At 62.5% G+C, this 17,613-nt stretch carries 16 protein-coding genes; 13 read left to right on the forward strand and 3 right to left on the reverse strand.

The genetic code is table 11. The features are described from left to right. The first annotated feature begins 28 nt into the window (after positions 1 to 28). A complete protein-coding gene (locus FXN63_RS17245) occupies positions 29 to 1,639 on the forward strand; it encodes a DHA2 family efflux MFS transporter permease subunit (RefSeq protein WP_425468622.1) in 1,611 nt (536 codons plus the stop codon). A 126-nt stretch (positions 1,640 to 1,765) separates the two neighbouring features. Here the strand turns inward: FXN63_RS17245 and FXN63_RS17250 are convergent, their stop codons facing one another. Then, positions 1,766 to 3,055 (reverse strand): MFS transporter, encoded by a 1,290-nt coding sequence (locus tag FXN63_RS17250; RefSeq protein WP_148816442.1) that lies wholly within the window; start codon positions 3,053 to 3,055, stop codon positions 1,766 to 1,768. A 93-nt stretch (positions 3,056 to 3,148) separates the two neighbouring features. On the opposite strand from FXN63_RS17250, the gene FXN63_RS17255 reads away from it, so the two are divergent. The 8 genes from FXN63_RS17255 to rng all read left to right on the forward strand — a co-directional run bounded on the left by FXN63_RS17255 (position 3,149) and on the right by rng (position 9,743). Further along, a complete protein-coding gene (locus FXN63_RS17255; protein WP_148816443.1) occupies positions 3,149 to 3,877 on the forward strand; it encodes a YebC/PmpR family DNA-binding transcriptional regulator in 729 nt (242 codons plus the stop codon). Then, complete coding sequence (purD, locus tag FXN63_RS17260) at positions 3,877 to 5,151, forward strand: phosphoribosylamine--glycine ligase (protein WP_148819475.1); 1,275 nt, start codon at positions 3,877 to 3,879, stop codon at positions 5,149 to 5,151. The genes FXN63_RS17255 and purD overlap by 1 nt, the downstream gene beginning before the upstream one ends. A 7-nt stretch (positions 5,152 to 5,158) precedes the next feature. Continuing rightward, positions 5,159 to 6,064 carry an oxygen-dependent coproporphyrinogen oxidase gene (gene hemF, locus FXN63_RS17265; RefSeq protein WP_148816444.1) on the forward strand — a complete coding sequence of 302 codons (906 nt, stop codon included), beginning with the start codon at positions 5,159 to 5,161 and terminating at the stop codon, positions 6,062 to 6,064. Continuing rightward, positions 6,061 to 6,675: a nicotinate (nicotinamide) nucleotide adenylyltransferase gene (nadD, locus tag FXN63_RS17270; protein ID WP_246164867.1), complete on the forward strand. Its 615-nt coding sequence runs from the start codon at positions 6,061 to 6,063 to the stop codon at positions 6,673 to 6,675. The genes hemF and nadD overlap by 4 nt, the downstream gene beginning before the upstream one ends. After that, complete coding sequence (gene rsfS / locus FXN63_RS17275) at positions 6,676 to 7,074, forward strand: ribosome silencing factor (protein WP_148816445.1); 399 nt, start codon at positions 6,676 to 6,678, stop codon at positions 7,072 to 7,074. Positions 7,075 to 7,090: 16 nt separating this feature from the next. Beyond that, entirely contained in the window at positions 7,091 to 7,561 is a 471-nt protein-coding gene (rlmH, locus tag FXN63_RS17280) for a 23S rRNA (pseudouridine(1915)-N(3))-methyltransferase RlmH (RefSeq protein WP_148816446.1), read from the forward strand. Between the two features lie 101 nt (positions 7,562 to 7,662). Next, positions 7,663 to 8,268 (forward strand): Maf family protein, encoded by a 606-nt coding sequence (locus FXN63_RS17285; protein WP_148816447.1) that lies wholly within the window; start codon positions 7,663 to 7,665, stop codon positions 8,266 to 8,268. A gap of 11 nt (positions 8,269 to 8,279) precedes the next feature. Continuing rightward, a complete protein-coding gene (gene rng, locus FXN63_RS17290; protein ID WP_148819479.1) occupies positions 8,280 to 9,743 on the forward strand; it encodes a ribonuclease G in 1,464 nt (487 codons plus the stop codon). A gap of 70 nt (positions 9,744 to 9,813) precedes the next feature. On the opposite strand, the gene FXN63_RS17295 is transcribed toward rng, so the two are convergent. Together FXN63_RS17295 and FXN63_RS17300 are read right to left on the reverse strand one after the other, a co-directional pair. Then, positions 9,814 to 10,374 carry a DUF4142 domain-containing protein gene (locus tag FXN63_RS17295; protein ID WP_148816448.1) on the reverse strand — a complete coding sequence of 187 codons (561 nt, stop codon included), beginning with the start codon at positions 10,372 to 10,374 and terminating at the stop codon, positions 9,814 to 9,816. Between the two features lie 48 nt (positions 10,375 to 10,422). Beyond that, positions 10,423 to 10,635 (reverse strand): hypothetical protein, encoded by a 213-nt coding sequence (locus FXN63_RS17300; protein WP_148816449.1) that lies wholly within the window; start codon positions 10,633 to 10,635, stop codon positions 10,423 to 10,425. 481 nt (positions 10,636 to 11,116) lie between these two features. Between FXN63_RS17300 and bcsD the strand changes: the two genes are divergently transcribed. The 4 genes from bcsD to bcsB are packed head-to-tail and all read left to right on the forward strand — an operon-like array spanning position 11,117 to position 17,606. After that, the gene (gene bcsD, locus FXN63_RS17305; RefSeq protein WP_148816450.1) at positions 11,117 to 11,578 is read left to right on the forward strand and encodes a cellulose biosynthesis protein BcsD; all 462 of its coding nucleotides are present in this window, start codon (positions 11,117 to 11,119) and stop codon (positions 11,576 to 11,578) included. Positions 11,579 to 11,609: 31 nt separating this feature from the next. Then, on the forward strand, positions 11,610 to 12,980 hold the full coding sequence (gene bcsP / locus FXN63_RS17310) for a cellulose biosynthesis protein BcsP (protein WP_148816451.1): 1,371 nt from the start codon (positions 11,610 to 11,612) through the stop codon (positions 12,978 to 12,980). 28 nt (positions 12,981 to 13,008) lie between these two features. Continuing rightward, positions 13,009 to 15,219, forward strand: a complete 2,211-nt coding sequence (gene bcsA, locus FXN63_RS17315) for a UDP-forming cellulose synthase catalytic subunit (RefSeq protein ID WP_148816452.1) — start codon at positions 13,009 to 13,011, stop codon at positions 15,217 to 15,219. Further along, the gene (bcsB, locus tag FXN63_RS17320) at positions 15,219 to 17,606 is read left to right on the forward strand and encodes a cellulose biosynthesis cyclic di-GMP-binding regulatory protein BcsB (protein ID WP_222863933.1); all 2,388 of its coding nucleotides are present in this window, start codon (positions 15,219 to 15,221) and stop codon (positions 17,604 to 17,606) included. Before bcsA ends, bcsB begins: the two co-directional genes overlap by 1 nt. The last annotated feature ends 7 nt before the right edge of the window (positions 17,607 to 17,613 follow it).

Raw genomic sequence — 17,613 nt, forward strand, 5'->3', positions numbered from 1 at the left:
GCTTCAGTCACTGAATAGACACCCGGCCATGACCGACACGACTATGTCCTCACCTGCCCCGGCTGCGGCACCCGCACCAGCCCCAGCCGCCCCCCAGGCCGCCTACCCGCCCCTGGTTGGCAGCCAGCGCCTGATCGGCACCATCGCGTTGTCGGCGGCCACCTTCATGAACGTGCTCGACAGCTCGATTGCCAACGTGTCGCTGCCCGCGATCTCGGGCGACCTGGGCGTTGCGGCCAGCCAGGGCACCTGGGTCATCACCTCGTTTGCGGTGTCCAACGCCATTGCCGTGCCACTCACGGGTTGGCTCACACAGCGCTTCGGCCAGGTGCGCCTGTTCGTGGCGTCGATCATCCTGTTCATCATCGCGTCCTGGTTATGCGGCCTGGCCCCCAACCTGGAATCGCTGATCGCCTTCCGTGTGCTGCAAGGCCTGGTCGCCGGGCCGATGATTCCGCTGTCACAAACGCTGATGCTGTCCAGCTACCCCAAAGCCAAGGCCGGGCTGGCGCTGGCTTTGTGGTCGATGACCACGCTGACGGCACCGGTTGCCGGCCCGCTGCTGGGCGGCTGGATTTCCGACAACTTCAGCTGGCCGTGGATCTTCTACATCAACATCCCCATCGGCCTGATCGCGGCCTGGGCCACATGGTCGATCTTCAGCAAGCGGGAAACCCCCACGCGCAAGCTGCCCATCGACACCATCGGCCTGGCCTTGCTGGTGGTCTGGGTATCTGCCTTGCAGATCATGCTGGACAAGGGCAAAGAACTTGACTGGTTTGCCAGCAGTGAAATCGTGTTGCTGGGTATCGTGGCGCTGGTGTCCTTCGTATTTTTCCTGATCTGGGAACTGACCGAAAAACACCCGATAGTTGACCTGCGCCTGTTCGCAGGACGCAACTTCACGTCCGGGGTGCTGGCCATTTCAGTGGCCTACGGTGTGATGTTCGGCAACGTGGTGTTGATGCCGCTGTGGCTGCAAACCCAGATGGGCTACACCGCCACCTGGGCAGGGGTAGTGACCGCGCCGGTCGGCATATTGGCGATCATCATCAGCCCCTTCGTGGGCAAGGCGCTGGCCACCCGCGACCCGCGTGCGATTGCCTCGATTGCGTTCATGATCTTCTCGCTGGTCAGTTTCATGCGCTCTGGTTTCAACACCGAAGTCGACCTGCGCACCCTCATGCTGCCGACCGTGATTCAAGGTGCAGCCATGGCGATGTTCTTTGTGCCGCTGGTGTCGATCACCTTGTCGGGACTGCCGCCGGAAAAGATCCCCAGTGCATCTGGCCTGTCGAACTTCGTGCGGATCACCGCAGGTGCATTCGGTACATCCATTGCCACCACGCAATGGGAAAACCGCGCTGCCGTGCATCACGCCACGCTGTCCGAAGTCACCAACCCCGGCAACCCGATCACCGAGCAGGCCTTGGTTGGCATGCGCGCAGCGGGTCAGAGTGTGGAGCAGACCTACGCCATGCTGGAACGCATGGTGACGACGCAGGCGATGACCATGGGCGCGCTGGATATCTTCCACGCATCGGCCATCGTCTTCCTGGTTTTGATTCCGCTGGTGTGGATTGCCAAGCGTAACCGCAAGGGCGGCGCTCCGTCGGCCGAGGCGGCCGGGGCACATTGAATTCGACCTGACCGTGCGTAAGCCGTCCTTCAACGGCTTCGCGCATACGTTTCGGGACCAAGCGGCTTGGATTCGCCAAGGTCGACCAGGTATTTGCCGACCTGGCATACAACTACGGCGTGACGCTCAATCGTGCGACGCGTCGCCTGAAGACTTATGTTGAACAGGGCGGCGGCTGAACCACCACGCCACCACCAGGTTGGTGGCAATCGCCACGAACAGCGGTGCCACACCCAGGTGCACGGCCAGTGCCCCGAACACCAGGGGCAGCATGAAGCCCGACACATACGAGAACATCACGCGCAGCGCAATCGCTTCACCGCTGCGGTGATGCGGCACGACCTCGTGCAGCAAGGCCAGGACATTTGGCTGGCAACTGCCCAGCGCCATGCCGATCACGAACGACAACGCGCACATCACCGCCGTGTCAGGGGCCAGGGGATACAGGTAGTAGCCGGCGGCACAGGTCAGCATCGCGCCGTGCACGATGGTCCAGCCGCGCACCCGGCGCACCAGCCATTGCATCGCCACCCGCACCGCAAAGGTGCCGGCCGAGAAGAACGCGATGATGGTGCCGATTTCCGCCGGGCTGAGCGCCATGGTGTGGCCCAGCAAGGGCACGGCAAAGGTGTGCATGTCGAAAGCCAGCGACACGGCCACAGACGCCAGCAGCACCTGGCGCACCGGCGGCTCGCGCAGCAGTCCGATGGAGGACGGGGCGCGATGGGCACGACGCGCCTGTCGCCGGCTTGTCCAGCGGCCAAACCAGCTGGTGCCCGCGGGCGTCACCAGTGTCACCGGGGCAGGTTTGGCCGGAGCCGGCCGTGGGCTGGCAGCCAATGCGGGTTCCAGTGCAAGCTGCTTGCGGCGATGCCACAGCAGGCCAAGCGTAGCCAACGGCCCCAGCAGCACAATGGCCTGCGCCACGCGATAGCCGCCGTGTTCGATGCCAAAGCCTGCGATCAGCGGCGACACCACCATCGAGGTCGATACGCACAGCGACAGCCAGGTGAACAGGCGCGTGCGATGCACGAGATCGCTGGCTGCGCGCCCCATGGTGCTTTGCAGCGATATCTGGTGGATGTTGTAGCCGGTGCCGACCAGCGCCACCGAAACAAACAGACCGACCACATCCTGGAACACGATCGGCAGGAAACACCCGGCTGCCGTCATGGCCGCCCCCAGGCGCATCGGCCCGGCCTTGTGATGGCGATCGATCCAGCGCCCCAGGGGCAAGGACGTCAACATCGGGACGAGCGACAAAGTCGCCAGCAACGCGCCAGCGATGAAGGGAGAGTCACTGAGGGCAAGAACTGACAGCAGCGCAACGAAGCGCGTGCCTGTGTAACCGACGTGATTGAACAGCGAGAGGATCACCAGCCAGGTAACCGGCGACCGGGAATGCAAGCGATTCATTGCGGGGGATCTGAATTAGACCGACAGTTTAGACCCGCAGGCGTCCGGTCTAGTAAAATGCTGGGTTCCTTTTACCGAATTCAAGCGAACCCCATGGCCGGACACAGTAAATGGGCCAATATTCAGCACCGCAAAGGCCGTCAGGATGCCAAGCGCGGCAAGCTGTGGACCAAGATCATTCGTGAAGTTACCGTCGCCGCGCGCGCTGGCGGGGCCGATCCCGACGTCAACCCGCGTCTGCGGCTGGCCTGGGACAAGGCCACCGACGCCAACATGCCCAAGGACAATATCCAGCGAGCGATCCAGCGCGGCGCCGGCGGCGTCGATGGCGAAAACTACGAAGAGATCCGCTACGAAGGTTATGGCATTGGCGGCGCGGCCGTGATTGTCGACACGATGACCGACAATCGCACCCGCACTGTGGCTGAAGTGCGACACGCATTTGCGAAAAACGGCGGCAATCTCGGCCAGGAAGGCTCGGTGGCCTTCATGTTCCAGCATTGCGGCCAATTCCTGTTTGCGCCCGGCACGCCCGAAGACCGCGTGATGGAAATCGCGCTGGAAGCCGGTGCCGAAGACGTGCTGACCGATGACGAAGGCCTGATCGAAGTCATTACCGCGCCGAACGACTACGCCGCCGTCAAGAAGGCATTTGACGCAGCTGGTCTGAAAGCAGACGTCGATGGCATTGTCATGAAAGCCCTGAACGAAACTGAGCTTGCCGGCGACGACGCCGTGCGCATGCAAAAATTGCTGGATGCGCTGGAGTCGCTCGACGACGTCCAGGAAGTCTTCACCACCGTAGTACTGGACGAACAATGATGAAAATCCTGGTAATCGGCTCGGGCGGACGCGAACACGCTTTGGCGTGGCGCATTTCGCAGTCGCCCCGTGTTCAACAAGTCTTCGTGGCCCCCGGCAACGGTGGAACCGCGCGCTCGGCCGACCTGAAGAACGTGCCGATCGAGGACCCGGAAGCCCTGGCCGACTTCGTTGTCAAAGAAGGCGTGGGCCTGACCGTCGTCGGCCCCGAGGCACCGTTGGCCGCTGGTGTGGTCGATATCTTCCGCGCTCGTGGCCTGAAGATTTTCGGCCCGACCAAGGCTGCCGCCCAGCTGGAAAGCTCGAAGGACTTCGCCAAGGCCTTCCTGATCCGCCACGGCATCCCCACCGCTGCCTATCAGACCTTCACGGAAACCGAACCGGCACACGCCTACATTGATGCGCAAGGCGCACCGATCGTGATCAAGGCCGATGGTCTGGCTGCCGGCAAGGGTGTCGTGGTTGCCATGACCCTGGAAGAAGCACACGCCGCCGTTGACGACATGCTGTCGGGCAATCGCCTGGGTGCCGCTGGTGCCCGCGTGGTGATCGAAGAGTTCATGGAAGGCGAAGAAGCCAGCTTCATCGTGCTGTGCGATGGCCGCAATGTGTTGCCGCTGGCCAGCAGCCAGGATCACAAGCGCTTGAAGAATGACGACAAGGGCCCGAACACCGGCGGCATGGGTGCGTACTCGCCCGCCCCGGTCGTGACCCCCACCGTGCACGCCCGCGTGATGCGCGAAATCATCCACCCGACCATCCAGGGCATGGCACGTGACGGCATTCCGTTCACGGGCTTCCTGTATGCCGGCCTGATGATCAGCCCCGAAGGCAAGGCACGGGTTGTCGAGTTCAACTGTCGCATGGGTGACCCGGAAACCCAGCCGATCATGATGCGTGTGAAAAGCGATCTGGTGCCCGTGTTCGAACACGGTGTGGCCGGCACGCTCGACCACGCCGAGATCGAATGGGATCGTCGTACCGCGCTGGGCGTGGTGATGGCTGCGCACAACTATCCCGAGACCCCGCGCAAGGGTGATGCGATCTCCGGTCTGCCGGCCGATGCCGATGACTGCATGGTGTTCCACGCAGGCACCGTCGAACAAGACGGCAAGGTGTTGACCAACGGCGGCCGTGTGCTGTGCGTCACCGCCCTGGGCGACTCGGTGCGGATTGCGCAGCAACGCGCGTATGACGTACTGCGTGGCATCAACTTCGACGGCATGCAGTACCGCGACGATATCGGCTGGCGCGCCTTGTCGCGTCGCACCTGAGGCCTGAATGCAGATAGACACCCGCCGTACCTACGAATACTTCACCGGCTTGCAGGCCCGCATCGTTGCGGGACTGGAAACCGTCGAAGGCCAGCCCTTCCGCAACGACACCTGGACCCGACCGGAAGGCGGTGGCGGGATCTCGCGCATGATCGAGGGCGGCAATTTCTTCGAACGCGGCGGCGTGTTGTTCAGCCACGTGTTCGGCAAGACCTTGCCGCCGTCGGCCAGCGCACACCGGCCGGAACTGGCCGGACGTCCATGGGAAGCCATGGGCGTGTCGCTGGTGTTGCACCCGCGCAACCCTTATGTGCCCACCGTGCACATGAACGTTCGTTGTTTTGTCGCCAAAGCCGTCGTGCCCGGCGACGCCGACGTGTTCTGGTTCGGTGGCGGCATGGACCTGACACCCTACTACCCGTTCGATGAAGATGCGGTGCACTTCCACCGCACCTGCCGCGACGCCCTGGCCCCCTTTGGCGACGACTTGCACCCCCGCTTCAAGCAGTGGTGCGACGAGTATTTCTACCTGAAGCACCGCAAGGAAGCGCGTGGCGTCGGTGGCATTTTCTTTGACGACGTAAGCCAGCCTGATTTCGAACAGGCATTCGCCATGACCCGCTCGGTAGGCGACCATTTCCTGGACGCCTACCTGCCGATCGTCGGCGCGCGACGCGATATCGCCTACGGCGAACGCGAGCGTGATTTCCAGGCATATCGGCGCGGACGCTACGTCGAATTCAATCTGGTATTCGACCGCGGCACCCTGTTCGGGCTACAGTCGGGCGGGCGCACGGAATCGATTCTGTTGTCGATGCCGCCCATGGCCGCCTGGCGTTACGACTGGCACCCGGAAGCGGGTTCGCCTGAAGCGCGTCTGTACGAGGCCATCGTGCCTCGGGAGTGGGTGTGACGGGTCTGCAGGCAACACGCCGAATCGGTTTGTTGGGCGGCAGTTTCGACCCCGTTCATCTTGCCCATGTCACGCTGGCTGAAACTGCACTGCGACATTTGCAGCTGGATGCCGTACATTTAGTGCCCGCCGCAGAACCGTGGCAGCGTCCGCCGCTGGGTGCCGCACCCCAGCATCGGGCCGCAATGCTCGAATTGGCCATTGCCGGACACTCCGGGCTGGTGGTCAACCAGATTGAATTGGCCCGCGGCGGCCCCAGTTATACGATCGATACCGTCGAGGCGCTGAAGCGCCCCGACACATGCTACGTGCTTATTCTTGGGGCCGATCAGGTTGCCAATTTCTGCACGTGGCACCGGTGGGAAGACGTCATCACGAACGTTGACCTTGCTGTCGCGGCGCGCGCCGGCGACCAGCCGGACGTCCCCGAGGCACTGGCCACATGGCTGGCTCGCCACGGTCGCGCGCTGCAAGACCTGCCCATGCCCGCGATGACGGTGTCGGCATCGACCATCCGTCGCAGACTCGCCCAAGGCGAGCCCGTCGACGACCTTATCTCTCCTGCGGTGCTGGACTACATCCGTTCGCATCGCCTCTATGGCACTACCTGAATGGATATCAAGAAACTGCAGCGCGTTGTTGTCGACGCGCTTGAAGACGTGAAAGGCCAGGACATCCGTGTGTACAGCACGACCCACCTGACCGGCCTGTTCGACCGTGTGGTGATCGCCACCGGTACCTCGAACCGTCAAACCCGTGCACTGGCCTCTGAAGTGCGTGAACGCGCCAAGAAGGCTGGCGGCGAAGTCATCGCCACCGAAGGCGAAGAGACCGGCGAATGGGTGCTGGTCGACCTGGGTGACATCGTGGTCCACCTGATGCAACCGGCCATCCGCCAGTACTACAACCTGGAAGAAGTCTGGGGTGGCAAGCCGGTGCGCATGAAGCTCAACGCCGAGAGCAAGCCCAGCGGCCCGCACCTTGGCCCGCTGGACCCGATCGACGACTGAGTTTTCGCCCGTCGTCATGAAACTTGTCATTGTGGCGGTCGGCACGAAGATGCCCTTCTGGGTGGACGAAGCCTTCGCCGACTACGCCAAGCGCATGCCGCTCGACTGCCCGATCGAGCTGCGCGAAATCAAGCCCGAGCCGCGTACCACCGGCAAGACTCCCGCGCAGATGATGGCGCTGGAAGCGCGCCGGATCGAAGCGGCGCTGCCGCCCGGTGGGCATTGGCTCGCGCTCGATGAACGCGGGCGCGACCTGACCACCGTTGCGCTGTCCGAGCAATTGGAACAGTGGCGCGAGAACGGGCGCGACGTGGCCTTGCTGATTGGCGGTCCTGACGGATTGGACCCCGATCTGAAGGCACGCTGCGCAGGCCTGCTGCGGCTGTCCAGCCTGACCTTGCCGCATGCCATGGTCCGCGTATTGCTGGCAGAGCAGCTCTATCGAGCCTGGTCGATCCTGAGCAATCACCCCTACCACCGCGTCTGACGAGTCAGGCATGATTCAGGGGTGACACATGGATGTCACCTCAAACGGGGTGACTCCCGCCTTGGGTCTCACTTCCTTGGGCATCCCCCTTCCCTGAATTCATGACCGTCATCTATCTCGCCTCAAGAAGCCCGCGCCGCCGCGAACTGCTCACCCAGCTGGGCGTGGCCCACGACGTGTTGCTGTTTGCGCCTGCCGCACCAGGCGTGGACGACGAGCCCCAACTTCCTGGCGAAGCCGCCGCCGACTATGTGCGTCGCACTGCCCGCGACAAGGCATGGCAAGGCGCGCGTGCGCTCGCTGAACGACAGCTACCGCCGCGCCCGGTGCTGGCTGCAGACACCACGGTCATTCTGGCCGGCGAGGTGCTGGGCAAGCCGCGTGATCGCGACGACGCGATCGGCATCTTGCGGCGTCTGTCGGGTGCTACCCACGAAGTCCATACCGCGCTTGCCTTGGTGGACGGCGAACAGCTGCACGAAGACGTATCGATCACCGAAGTCGTGTTCGATGTGCTTTCCGATGCGCAGATCGCCGCCTACTGCGACAGCGGTGAACCTTATGACAAAGCAGGTGCCTATGGCATTCAAGGCGGCGCTGGCCGTTTTGTGTCGCGCATAGCGGGCAGCTTCACCGGCGTAATGGGATTGCCGCTGTTCGAGACCGCGCGCCTCCTGGCCAAGCTGGACAACCGAAAATCCTCATGATGCGTGCCGCCATGACTGAAGACATTCTGATCAATATCACCCCCTACGAGACCCGGGTGGCTGTGGTGCTGCAAGGCGCAGTGCAGGAACTGCACATCGAGCGCAGCGCCCAGAAAGGGTTTGTTGGCAACGTGTATCTGGGCAAGGTGGTTCGTGTGCTGCCCGGCATGCAAAGCGCGTTCATCGACATTGGCCTGGAACGTGCCGCGTTCCTGCACATTGCCGACATCCGCGAGAACCGCCAGGAACGCAGCACCAACCACGCAATCACGCCGATTGAAAAGCTGCTGTTCGAAGGGCAGACATTGATGGTGCAAGTCATCAAGGACCCGATCGGCACCAAGGGTGCGCGCCTGTCCACGCAGATCAGCGTGGCCGGCCGCATGCTGGTGTACTTGCCGCATGACCCGCACATCGGGATTTCGCAGCGCATCGAATCGGAAGCCGAACGCACGCAGTTGCGCGAACGCTTGCAGAAGATGATGCCGGAGGACGAGAAAGGCGGCTTCATCGTCCGTACCCAGGCCGAAGAAGCCACCGACGACGAGCTTGCTGCCGACGTGGCCTACCTGCGCAAGCTGTGGGCAAGCATGCAGAAGCAGGCACGCGTGAAAGGGGCACCGCACCCGCTGCACACCGACATCACCTTGGCGCAGCGCGTATTGCGCGACTTGGTCAGCGCCGAGACCACGTCGATTCACGTGGATTCGCGCGAGAACTTCGCCATGTTGACGGCCTGGGCGCGTGAATACACGCCGTCGGTTACCGAACGCCTGGTGCATTACACCGGTGAACGCCCGCTGTTCGAGTTGTACAACGTCGATGAAGAGATCAGCCGCGCACTGTCGCGCCGGGTGGAGCTGAAATCCGGCGGCTACATCATCGTGGACCAGACCGAAGCGCTGACCACGATCGATGTGAATACGGGCGGGTTCGTTGGCGGCCGCAATTTCGACGACACCATTTTCAAGACCAATCTGGAAGCCGGGCAAGCCATTGCGCGTCAACTGCGCCTGCGCAATCTGGGCGGCATTGTCATTCTCGATTTCATCGACATGGACAATGTCGAGCACCGCGATGCGGTATTGGCAGAATTGCGCCGGGCACTGACCCGCGACCGCACCCGCATGACGGTCAACGGGTTCACCCAGCTTGGCCTGGTGGAGATGACACGCAAGCGCACTCGCGAGTCCTTGTCGCACTTGCTGTGTGAGTCCTGCCCCACCTGCCAGGGCCGGGGCAATATCCGCACGGCACGCACCGTCTGCTACGAGATTTTGCGGGAAGTGCTGCGCGAAGCCCGCCAGTTCAACCCGAAGGAATTCCGCGTGCTGGCGTCGCAGTCGGTGGTGGATCTGTTCCTGGAAGAAGAAAGCCAGAACCTGGCAATGCTGGGGGACTTCATCGGCAAACCGGTGACCCTGCAAGTCGAGACGATCTATTCGCAGGAACAGTACGACATCGTGCTGATGTAGTACGGGAAAGGGGCGGCATGGCAGCCCCTTCGGCAATCAACGCGCTAATCATGAAGCGCACCCGACGCGATTACATCCCGTGGTCTGACTTACCCAAAGCACGGGCCATATTCAGCCGATCCTGAAAGCCCGACACCCTGCTTTTGGCAAAGGCTTTGATTTCCGGGTCGTCCGCTTTTGCACTGGTGTTCTGGAAGCTCAACAGATTGTTCTGTTGGGAAATCACACCGATCTGCTGGACATACATCTTGTCCGCCTCCTCACCCTCCAAGGCACCCAGCGCTTTCAACTGCGTGCGTTGCAACACGCTGGGTTCCGTGACCGGCGTACTACCCTTGAGCGTTGCCAGGGCGCCGATCTCGTCATTCAACGCGCCCTGATCCTTGATCATCCGCTCTGCGAACGTCTTGATCTTGGGATTCGCGGTCTTGGTCAGAATCAGCTTGCTGGCTTCGACAGCCGCCAAGCCGGAGGCCAGGCTTTCATCCAGAAAATTCTTGTCGGACGTGCCAAGCTGCTTGCCAGCAGGTGCCGAGGCAACCGTCTTGCCTGCAGGCGCTTGTGCCGATACGGGCGCAGACAACACACCCAGACAGATCAGGCCGGCGGCGGCCAAAGTGCGATAGCGCATGGACGCTCCTGAGGAAACGGATCAGCGGAAGCAGAAAACCGCAAAGGCTTATAAAGTCAGGTCAGGACGTGACCCAAGTACCTGAAGTTCTGGTTCGGGATGCAGGGCGATGATCTCGCGCAGGCGGACGGCGTAATCCGGATCGGCCCCGGCTAGTTCCGCGTCCAGCGTTTCGATGGCGGCGATAGCGGCTTCTCCACCCCGCAGCACTGTCTGCTCAAGGTTCTTCAAGGTCGCATCGGGCAAGGGTTCGTTATACATGTTGTCTCCCGTCATAAGCCTGGACATTGATGGTTGTAGCAATCGGCATACCAGTCGATGCAGATATTTAGACCCATGAAACAGATTGTTGCCCCTGGCACCCCTTGTCGTTTACCATCGGGAAGTACCCGTAACCAGACAATGGGTACCGCTTCAGACGCAAGGTCATGCTCCAAGAACACGTGGCTGAACCACGTGGCTCCGCCTTGCCAGACGGGAACCTCCTGTCATGAATGCTTCGATTTCCGTTTTGTTCGGCTTTGACCGCCCAACGCCCCCCTGCGCAATGCCGGGGTTTCAGGTCATCGCCTTGTCGGCCAGGCGCTTCGCCGCCTAGGGCCACGCATCCTCCAGTTGCCGCCGCGCCTTCGTTGCTCCAGTGCTTCATGCCATGGACGCGAAGTCATGGCTCTTCGCTCCTGTGCGCAGCCGCTTGCGCCGCACCGGAACCTATTCCTGATGAATTGTGAACGAGACGATTGTGGCCGACACGAACGCTGCGCTTGAATATTTTGCTGCCCGCCAATGCCCAGAGCAATGGAAGGGTTTTCTGAACGCCACTGCGGCAGAACTCGCCAGCCATTTCGGCCCGGATGAACTGCGCCTGGTGATGCACGGCATTGGCAGCCGCTTCGCCGCCGAGATCGAATTGCCCGACAGCAATACTGTGCCGGCCATGGAAGCCGCCATGAGTGCGGTCTGGCAAAAACTAAATTGGGGTTGGGTGGAACTCGGCGAGGAAGCTGGTTCCTTACAGCTTGTCCACCACTGTTCCCCGCTGATGGCCGCTTTTGGCGCAGAGGCACTGAACTGGACCCCGGCCTTCCTTGAAGGCGCTTATCAGCAATGGTTTGTTCAGTTGGGGGCGAGCGACGTGTTGCGCGTTCGGCAGGTTTCGCCGGCCGAGCCACAGGCAGGCATCGTATTCAGCTTCGGCAAGTGACATCTGCCGGACCTTGGGCCAGGAGATTTCGATGAAGACCACGACAGAAAGCGATATTCCCGAGTTGTTCCGCCAGTTCAGCGGCAATTCGGCCAATTACCAGGAGCTCACGCGAGCCGCTGCCGCGCGCGCCTCGCAAGCGCGCTGGCCGCTGCTGTCTGCCGTCGAACTGGAACAAGGCGATATTCCTGCCGTGATCGATCGGGAAACCGGTCGCACGGTGCTGGAAACCGCGCCGACCAAACCGGACGCAGCGCTTGCAGAGCCTGTGGTGTCTGTTGTTCCAGCCGTGCCAGCCGTGGCCGCGGAACCTGAATTTGCCGTGCTTACCGAGGTGATTCCAGAAGCACCGCCCACGACGGGTGAGATCCTGGCGCTGGCAAGCGATGACGGCGTGACGCTGACCAACGATGAAATTCTGGCGCTGACCGACATCGACGCCCCGCCCGCCGCCCCCGAGCCGATCACCGTGCCCGGTACCAATACCATCTTCATGGCTCCGGCCCCCTTCAGCGCGCGCCATTTTGCTCAGGTGGAACGCGCACTGGCGGCGCGTCGTGAGGCGGCGCTGAATGAACTGGCGGCAGAGCCTGAGCGTGCTGAAGACGTGGTCGCTGGCGACGTCGGGACTGTTGAAGCAGCGGCTGATACGCTGGCGACTGGTGAAGCGATGGCTGATGAGCCAATCGTGCTCAAACCGCAGTTTGTCGCGCCGCTGATCGAAACACCGCCTGCTGTTGCCGCTGATGCGGAACTGCCCCCATTCGCATTGGCCGCACCGGTTGAGGCCCCGGCTGAAACCCCGGTTGCCGCTGTCAGTCCGGTGGTTACGCCGGTTGTGATCCCTGTTGTGATCCCAGCGGTGATCCCGGCCGCAACCCCGGCCATCACGCCCACGGCTCCCGTTACGGCTGCACCGATCGCGGAAACGCCGGTGAAAAGCTCACCGCTCAAGCCGCTGACGCTTCGCCCGGCTGTTGCCAGAACGCCTGTAGCGGACACGCCTGCAATCCACACCCCGGCAGCAAGCAATCCCGTCTTCGCAAGCCCTGCCCCGGTTGTGCCTGCGTCCCTGTTTACCCCTGCCGCGGTTGCACCGGCACCAGTGCCCCTTGCCCCCATCGCCGCGCCCGCCCCCGTTGCCACCCCGCCCTTGGCAACTCGCCCTGCCCTGCCCCGCAAGACCATGCCCGCAATACCCTCGACCCCAGCTCAAGCCGTGCAAGCCGCCCCAAGTACCCCCGCACCGACGGTGCCGGTTGCCGCGCCGCAAACAGCGCCTGCCGACGGCGAGGCTGCTGTCAAACATGCCGGCTTGAAGCCGCTGTTCGACCGCCTGGCCGCGCCCGAAGAAACCACCACGCCGGTGATGTCGCTGTTCACGCGACTCCTGAAATCGTGAACGCCATGCTTCTGAATCGGACCGCCACGTGAGCACACCCCAGCCATTTTCCGACCGCGGCGAAGCGCCGTCGCCGCTCGACGCCCGGGTTGAATCCTGGTCCAAACATCCGTTCTGGCAGCACAAGGCGACGTCGACGGTACTGAGCGTCATCGCCGTCATCTGTCTGATCGTGGTCGTCAGCGCACCGCTGGATACCGTTGCCCAGCTCGGTTTCTCGCTGATCGCGCTCGCCTTTGCCTTGTTCCTGCGCCGCGTCGGCGGACGCCTGGCAACCATCGTGATGGTGCTGATCTCGGTCATCATGTCGCTGCGCTACATGTACTGGCGCGTGACGTCCACGCTGGACTTCCAGAACTGGCTCGACATCTTCTTCGGTTACGGGCTGCTGCTGGCCGAAATCTACGCGCTGACCGTGCTGCTGCTGGGCTACGTCCAGACCATCTGGCCGCTGCGCCGCGACCCGGTGCCCATGCCGCTGGACGTGGACACCTGGCCCACCATCGACATCCTGATCCCGACCTACAACGAGCCGCTTGAAGTGGTGAAGCTGTCGGTGCTGACCGCTGTGTCGATGGACTGGCCGCCCGAACGCATCCGCATTTACGTGCTGGATGACGGTCGTCGCCCGGAATTCCAGGCCTTCTGCACGGAAATCGGCGTGGGTTACATCGCGCGCGACAGCAACGAATCCGCCAAGGCCGGCAACCTGAATGCCGCGCTGGCACTGACCGATGGCGAGTTTGTGGCGGTCTTCGATTGCGACCACATTCCGACGCGCTCTTTCCTGCAGATCTCGATGGGGTGGTTCCTGAAAGACCCCAATCTTGCGATGTTGCAGACACCTCACTTTTTCTTCTCGCCCGACCCCTTCGAGAAGAACCTGAACACCTTCCGTGCGGTACCGAACGAAGGCGAGCTGTTCTACGGACTGGTGCAAGACGGCAACGATTTGTGGAACGCAGCGTTCTTCTGCGGATCGTGCGCCGTGCTGCGTCGCAAACCGCTGATGGAAATCGGCGGCATGGCGACCGAAACCGTGACCGAAGATGCGCACACTGCGCTGAAGCTCAATCGCGCCGGTTACGACACAGCCTACCTGGCCGTGCCGCAGGCTGCCGGGCTGGCGACCGAAAGTCTGTCGCGTCACATCGGTCAGCGTATTCGCTGGGCCCGTGGCATGGCGCAGATTTTCCGTCTGGACAATCCGTTGTTCGGCAAGGGCCTGAACATCGGCCAGCGCATGTGCTACCTGAACGCGATGCTGCACTTCTTCTACGGCTTGCCGCGCATCGTGTTCCTGACCGCACCGCTGGCGTTCCTGTTCTTTGGTGCCCACGTGTTCCAGGCGTCTGCGCTGCTGATCACGATCTACGCCTTCCCGCACATCATTCATGCAAACGTGACCACCTCACGCATGCAGGGGCGATTCCGGCATTCGTTCTGGAACGAGGTCTACGAGTCGGTGCTGGCCTGGTACATCATGCGTCCGGCATTCCTCGCCATCGTCAATCCCAAGCTGGGCGGCTTCAACGTCACGGCCAAGGGCGGCATGAGCGGCGATGCCTGGTTCGACTGGGATATGGCACGGCCCTACCTGGTGCTGCTGGGGCTGAACATCATCGGCATGATCGTCGGTATCGGCGCGCTGATCCTGGGCGATCACGATGCGGGCGGCGTCTTCACGCTGGCCATCAACCTGGCCTGGACGCTCTACAACATCATCATTACCAGCGCCAGCGTGGCGGTGGCGCGTGAAGAACGTCAGTTCCGTGCCCAACCGCGTGTGGCAGTCTCCTTGCCCGCCATGCTGCGCCTTCGCAACGGCAAGACCGTGGTGTGCGAAACCACCGACTATTCGTCCAGCGGCCTGGGCATTCGCCTGCCGCCCGACTTCCCGCCGATTGCCACCGGTGAACGACTGCATGTGTCGATCTATCGCGGTACGGAAGAACGCGTCTTCCCTGCCAAGGTCATGTTTGCCGGGCGCGACGTGCTGGGTCTGAACTTCGAGACCCTGACGATGCACCAGCAGATCGAACTGGCAGAAATGACATTTGCTCGCGCCGACACCTGGGCCAAAGCCTGGGGTCAAGGTACGCCCGATACGCCCTTGCAGGCGTTCAAGGAAGTCACGCGCATCGGCATTCACGGATTCAAACAACTCGTCACGCTGGGCTGGCAGGCGACGCGCGAGCGTCGGGCTGCGCGTTCTCTCAAAACAAAAACGGAAACCTGATGACTTCGACGCTTCTTTCGAGCCGACGCCGCGAGCGCTCCGCAAAACGTCCGCTGGCCTTGGCCTTGTCGGCAGTGATGTTGGCCGGTGCACTGCCGCTGCAAGCCACGCAGGCTGCCCCGCCACGCGCTGCTGTGCCCGCCCCTGCCGCTGCACCGGTACCGGTCGCACCGACTGCCGCGACCATTCCTGCGGTCGGTGCTGCCGCTACGCCGGTGATCGCACGCGTCGACCTGCCAGAAGGCGGACGTCGTTATTCCGTCACGCTGAAGCAACTGGGTGCACGTATCCCGATGGTGTTGCGCGGCATCGAAGGCAGCAGTGCCGTGCCGTTTGCCATCCGTGCCGACGAAGTGGTGTCCAGCGCCAAGCTGACCTTGAAATACGCGTACTCGCCGGCCCTGCTGGCCGACCTGTCGCACATCAATGTGATGGTCAACGGTGAAGTGGCCGCCACGGTGCCGGTGCCCAAGGTGGCTGCCGGCACCAATCAGGAAATCACCGTCGACCTGCCACCGCCGCTGATCACCCAGTTCAACACGCTGAACATCCAGTTGATCGGCCACTACACGATGGAATGTGAAGACCCACTTCATACCAGTCTGTGGGCCAACATCAGCAATCGCAGCGTGCTGGAAGTGACGGTTTCGCCGCTGGCGCTGGTCAACGATCTGTCGATCCTGCCGCTGCCCTTCTTCGACCGTCGTGACGCCAGCCAGTTGAGACTGCCCTTCATCTTCAACAGCGCGCCCGACAACGGCACGCTGGAAGCTGCTGGTGCCCTGTCTTCGTGGTTCGGTGGCCTGGCAACGTATCGCGGCGCGAAATTCCCGGTATCCACCACCGGTGAAATTCCGACCAAGGGCAATGCCGTGATCGTCGCAACCGGCGCGCTGCAATCTGCCGGCATCGACGTGCCCGCGCCCAATGGCCCGACCGTTACCATCGTTCCCAATCCCAACGACCAGTTCGGCAAGCTGCTGATCGTCGGCGGCCGGGACGCCAAGGAATTGAAGCAGGCGGCCCTGGCCGTCGTCACCGGCAACAAGACCCTGACCGGTCAGCGCGCCGTCATCACCCAATTGCTGGAACTGGAAAAGCGCGTTCCCTACGACGCCCCCAACTGGTTGCGCAGCGACCGTCCGGTCAAGCTGGGTGAACTGGCCACGCCCGAAACCCTGAACGTCACCGGTTTCAGCCCGCGCCCGATCGCCATCGACATGCGCCTGCCGCCTGACCTTTTCGGCTGGCGCGAAAAGGGTGTGCCGCTGAACCTGAAGTATCGCTACACGCCGCAGCCGATCTCGACCAACTCGTCCTTGACGGTGGGCCTGAACGATCAGTTCATCAAGTCGATCCATCTGCCGTCGGTCGCCCGTCTGGGTGGTGGGGAAGGACTGCTGGAACGCCTGAAGTCCGACAGCAGCATTCCCGTCACCGATCAGATGGTGATCCCGCTGCAGATCATGAACCCGCGTTCGCAACTGCAACTGCAACTGCGTTATCAGTACGACTACATCAAGCAGGGCGAGTGCCGTGACGTGATCATCGACAATGTGCGCGGTGCCATCGAGCCTGACTCGACCATCGACATCTCGTCGTTCTCGCATTACATCGCCATGCCGAACCTGGGCGTGTTCAACGACAGCGGCTTCCCGTTCACCAAGATGGCCGATCTGTCGCAGACCGCCGTTGTCTTGCCGAACAACGCTGGCCCGGCTGAATTCAGCGCCTATCTGAGCGTGCTTGGCCGTTTCTCGGAATCCACGGGCTACCCGGCGACTGCCGTTACCGTGGCGCGCCCGGATCAGGCGCCGACGCTGGCCGACAAGGACTTGCTGGTGATCGCCTCTGGCGACAATCAGCCGCTGCTCAAGCAATGGGCCAAGCAACTGCCCATGAGCCTGGACGGCCCCGGTCGCCGCTTCGAGCTGTCTGACCTGATCTACCGTACGTGGAACTGGTTGATGCCGAATCCGCGTGCTGCCGTCGATCAGGCCCGCAACAGTGTGTCCTTCACCACCGACGGCGCAAGCGTCGTGCTGGTGGGCTTCGAGTCACCCTTGCAGGCAGGCCGCAGCGTGGTGGCAATTTCCAGCAGCCGTCCGGAAGGTCTGGAAGAAGCGGTCAATGCCATGATCGGCGGTGAGGAATATCCGCAGACGATTCAGGGCAGCGTGGCCGTCATCCGTGACAAGCAGGTCGATTCGCTGGTCGCTGACCAGACCTATGCCGTCGGCTCGCTGGGCCTGGTTGGCACGGTGCAGTGGTACATGTCGCGTCACCCGTGGCTGGTCGTATTGCTGGGCATTCTGGGCATTGCACTGCTGTGCGTGCCGATCTACCTGGCCCTGCGTGCCCGGGCGCGTCAGCGCCTGGGTAGCTGAGTACGCC

The sequence above is a fragment of the Pigmentiphaga aceris genome (assembly GCF_008119665.1).
Classification (GTDB): domain Bacteria; phylum Pseudomonadota; class Gammaproteobacteria; order Burkholderiales; family Burkholderiaceae_B; genus Pigmentiphaga; species Pigmentiphaga aceris.

Excerpts from the sequence above, each read along its gene's own strand:
- FXN63_RS17245 (WP_425468622.1), top strand. The coding sequence starts at position 29 with ATGACCGACACGACTATGTCCTCACCTGCCCCGGCTGCGGCACCCGCA.
- FXN63_RS17250 (WP_148816442.1), bottom strand. The coding sequence starts at position 3,055 with ATGAATCGCTTGCATTCCCGGTCGCCGGTTACCTGGCTGGTGATCCTC.
- FXN63_RS17255 (WP_148816443.1), top strand. The coding sequence starts at position 3,149 with ATGGCCGGACACAGTAAATGGGCCAATATTCAGCACCGCAAAGGCCGT.
- purD (WP_148819475.1), top strand. The coding sequence starts at position 3,877 with ATGAAAATCCTGGTAATCGGCTCGGGCGGACGCGAACACGCTTTGGCG.
- hemF (WP_148816444.1), top strand. The coding sequence starts at position 5,159 with ATGCAGATAGACACCCGCCGTACCTACGAATACTTCACCGGCTTGCAG.
- rsfS (WP_148816445.1), top strand. The coding sequence starts at position 6,676 with ATGGATATCAAGAAACTGCAGCGCGTTGTTGTCGACGCGCTTGAAGAC.
- rlmH (WP_148816446.1), top strand. The coding sequence starts at position 7,091 with ATGAAACTTGTCATTGTGGCGGTCGGCACGAAGATGCCCTTCTGGGTG.
- FXN63_RS17285 (WP_148816447.1), top strand. The coding sequence starts at position 7,663 with ATGACCGTCATCTATCTCGCCTCAAGAAGCCCGCGCCGCCGCGAACTG.
- rng (WP_148819479.1), top strand. The coding sequence starts at position 8,280 with ATGACTGAAGACATTCTGATCAATATCACCCCCTACGAGACCCGGGTG.
- FXN63_RS17295 (WP_148816448.1), bottom strand. The coding sequence starts at position 10,374 with ATGCGCTATCGCACTTTGGCCGCCGCCGGCCTGATCTGTCTGGGTGTG.
- FXN63_RS17300 (WP_148816449.1), bottom strand. The coding sequence starts at position 10,635 with ATGTATAACGAACCCTTGCCCGATGCGACCTTGAAGAACCTTGAGCAG.
- bcsP (WP_148816451.1), top strand. The coding sequence starts at position 11,610 with ATGAAGACCACGACAGAAAGCGATATTCCCGAGTTGTTCCGCCAGTTC.
- bcsB (WP_222863933.1), top strand. The coding sequence starts at position 15,219 with ATGACTTCGACGCTTCTTTCGAGCCGACGCCGCGAGCGCTCCGCAAAA.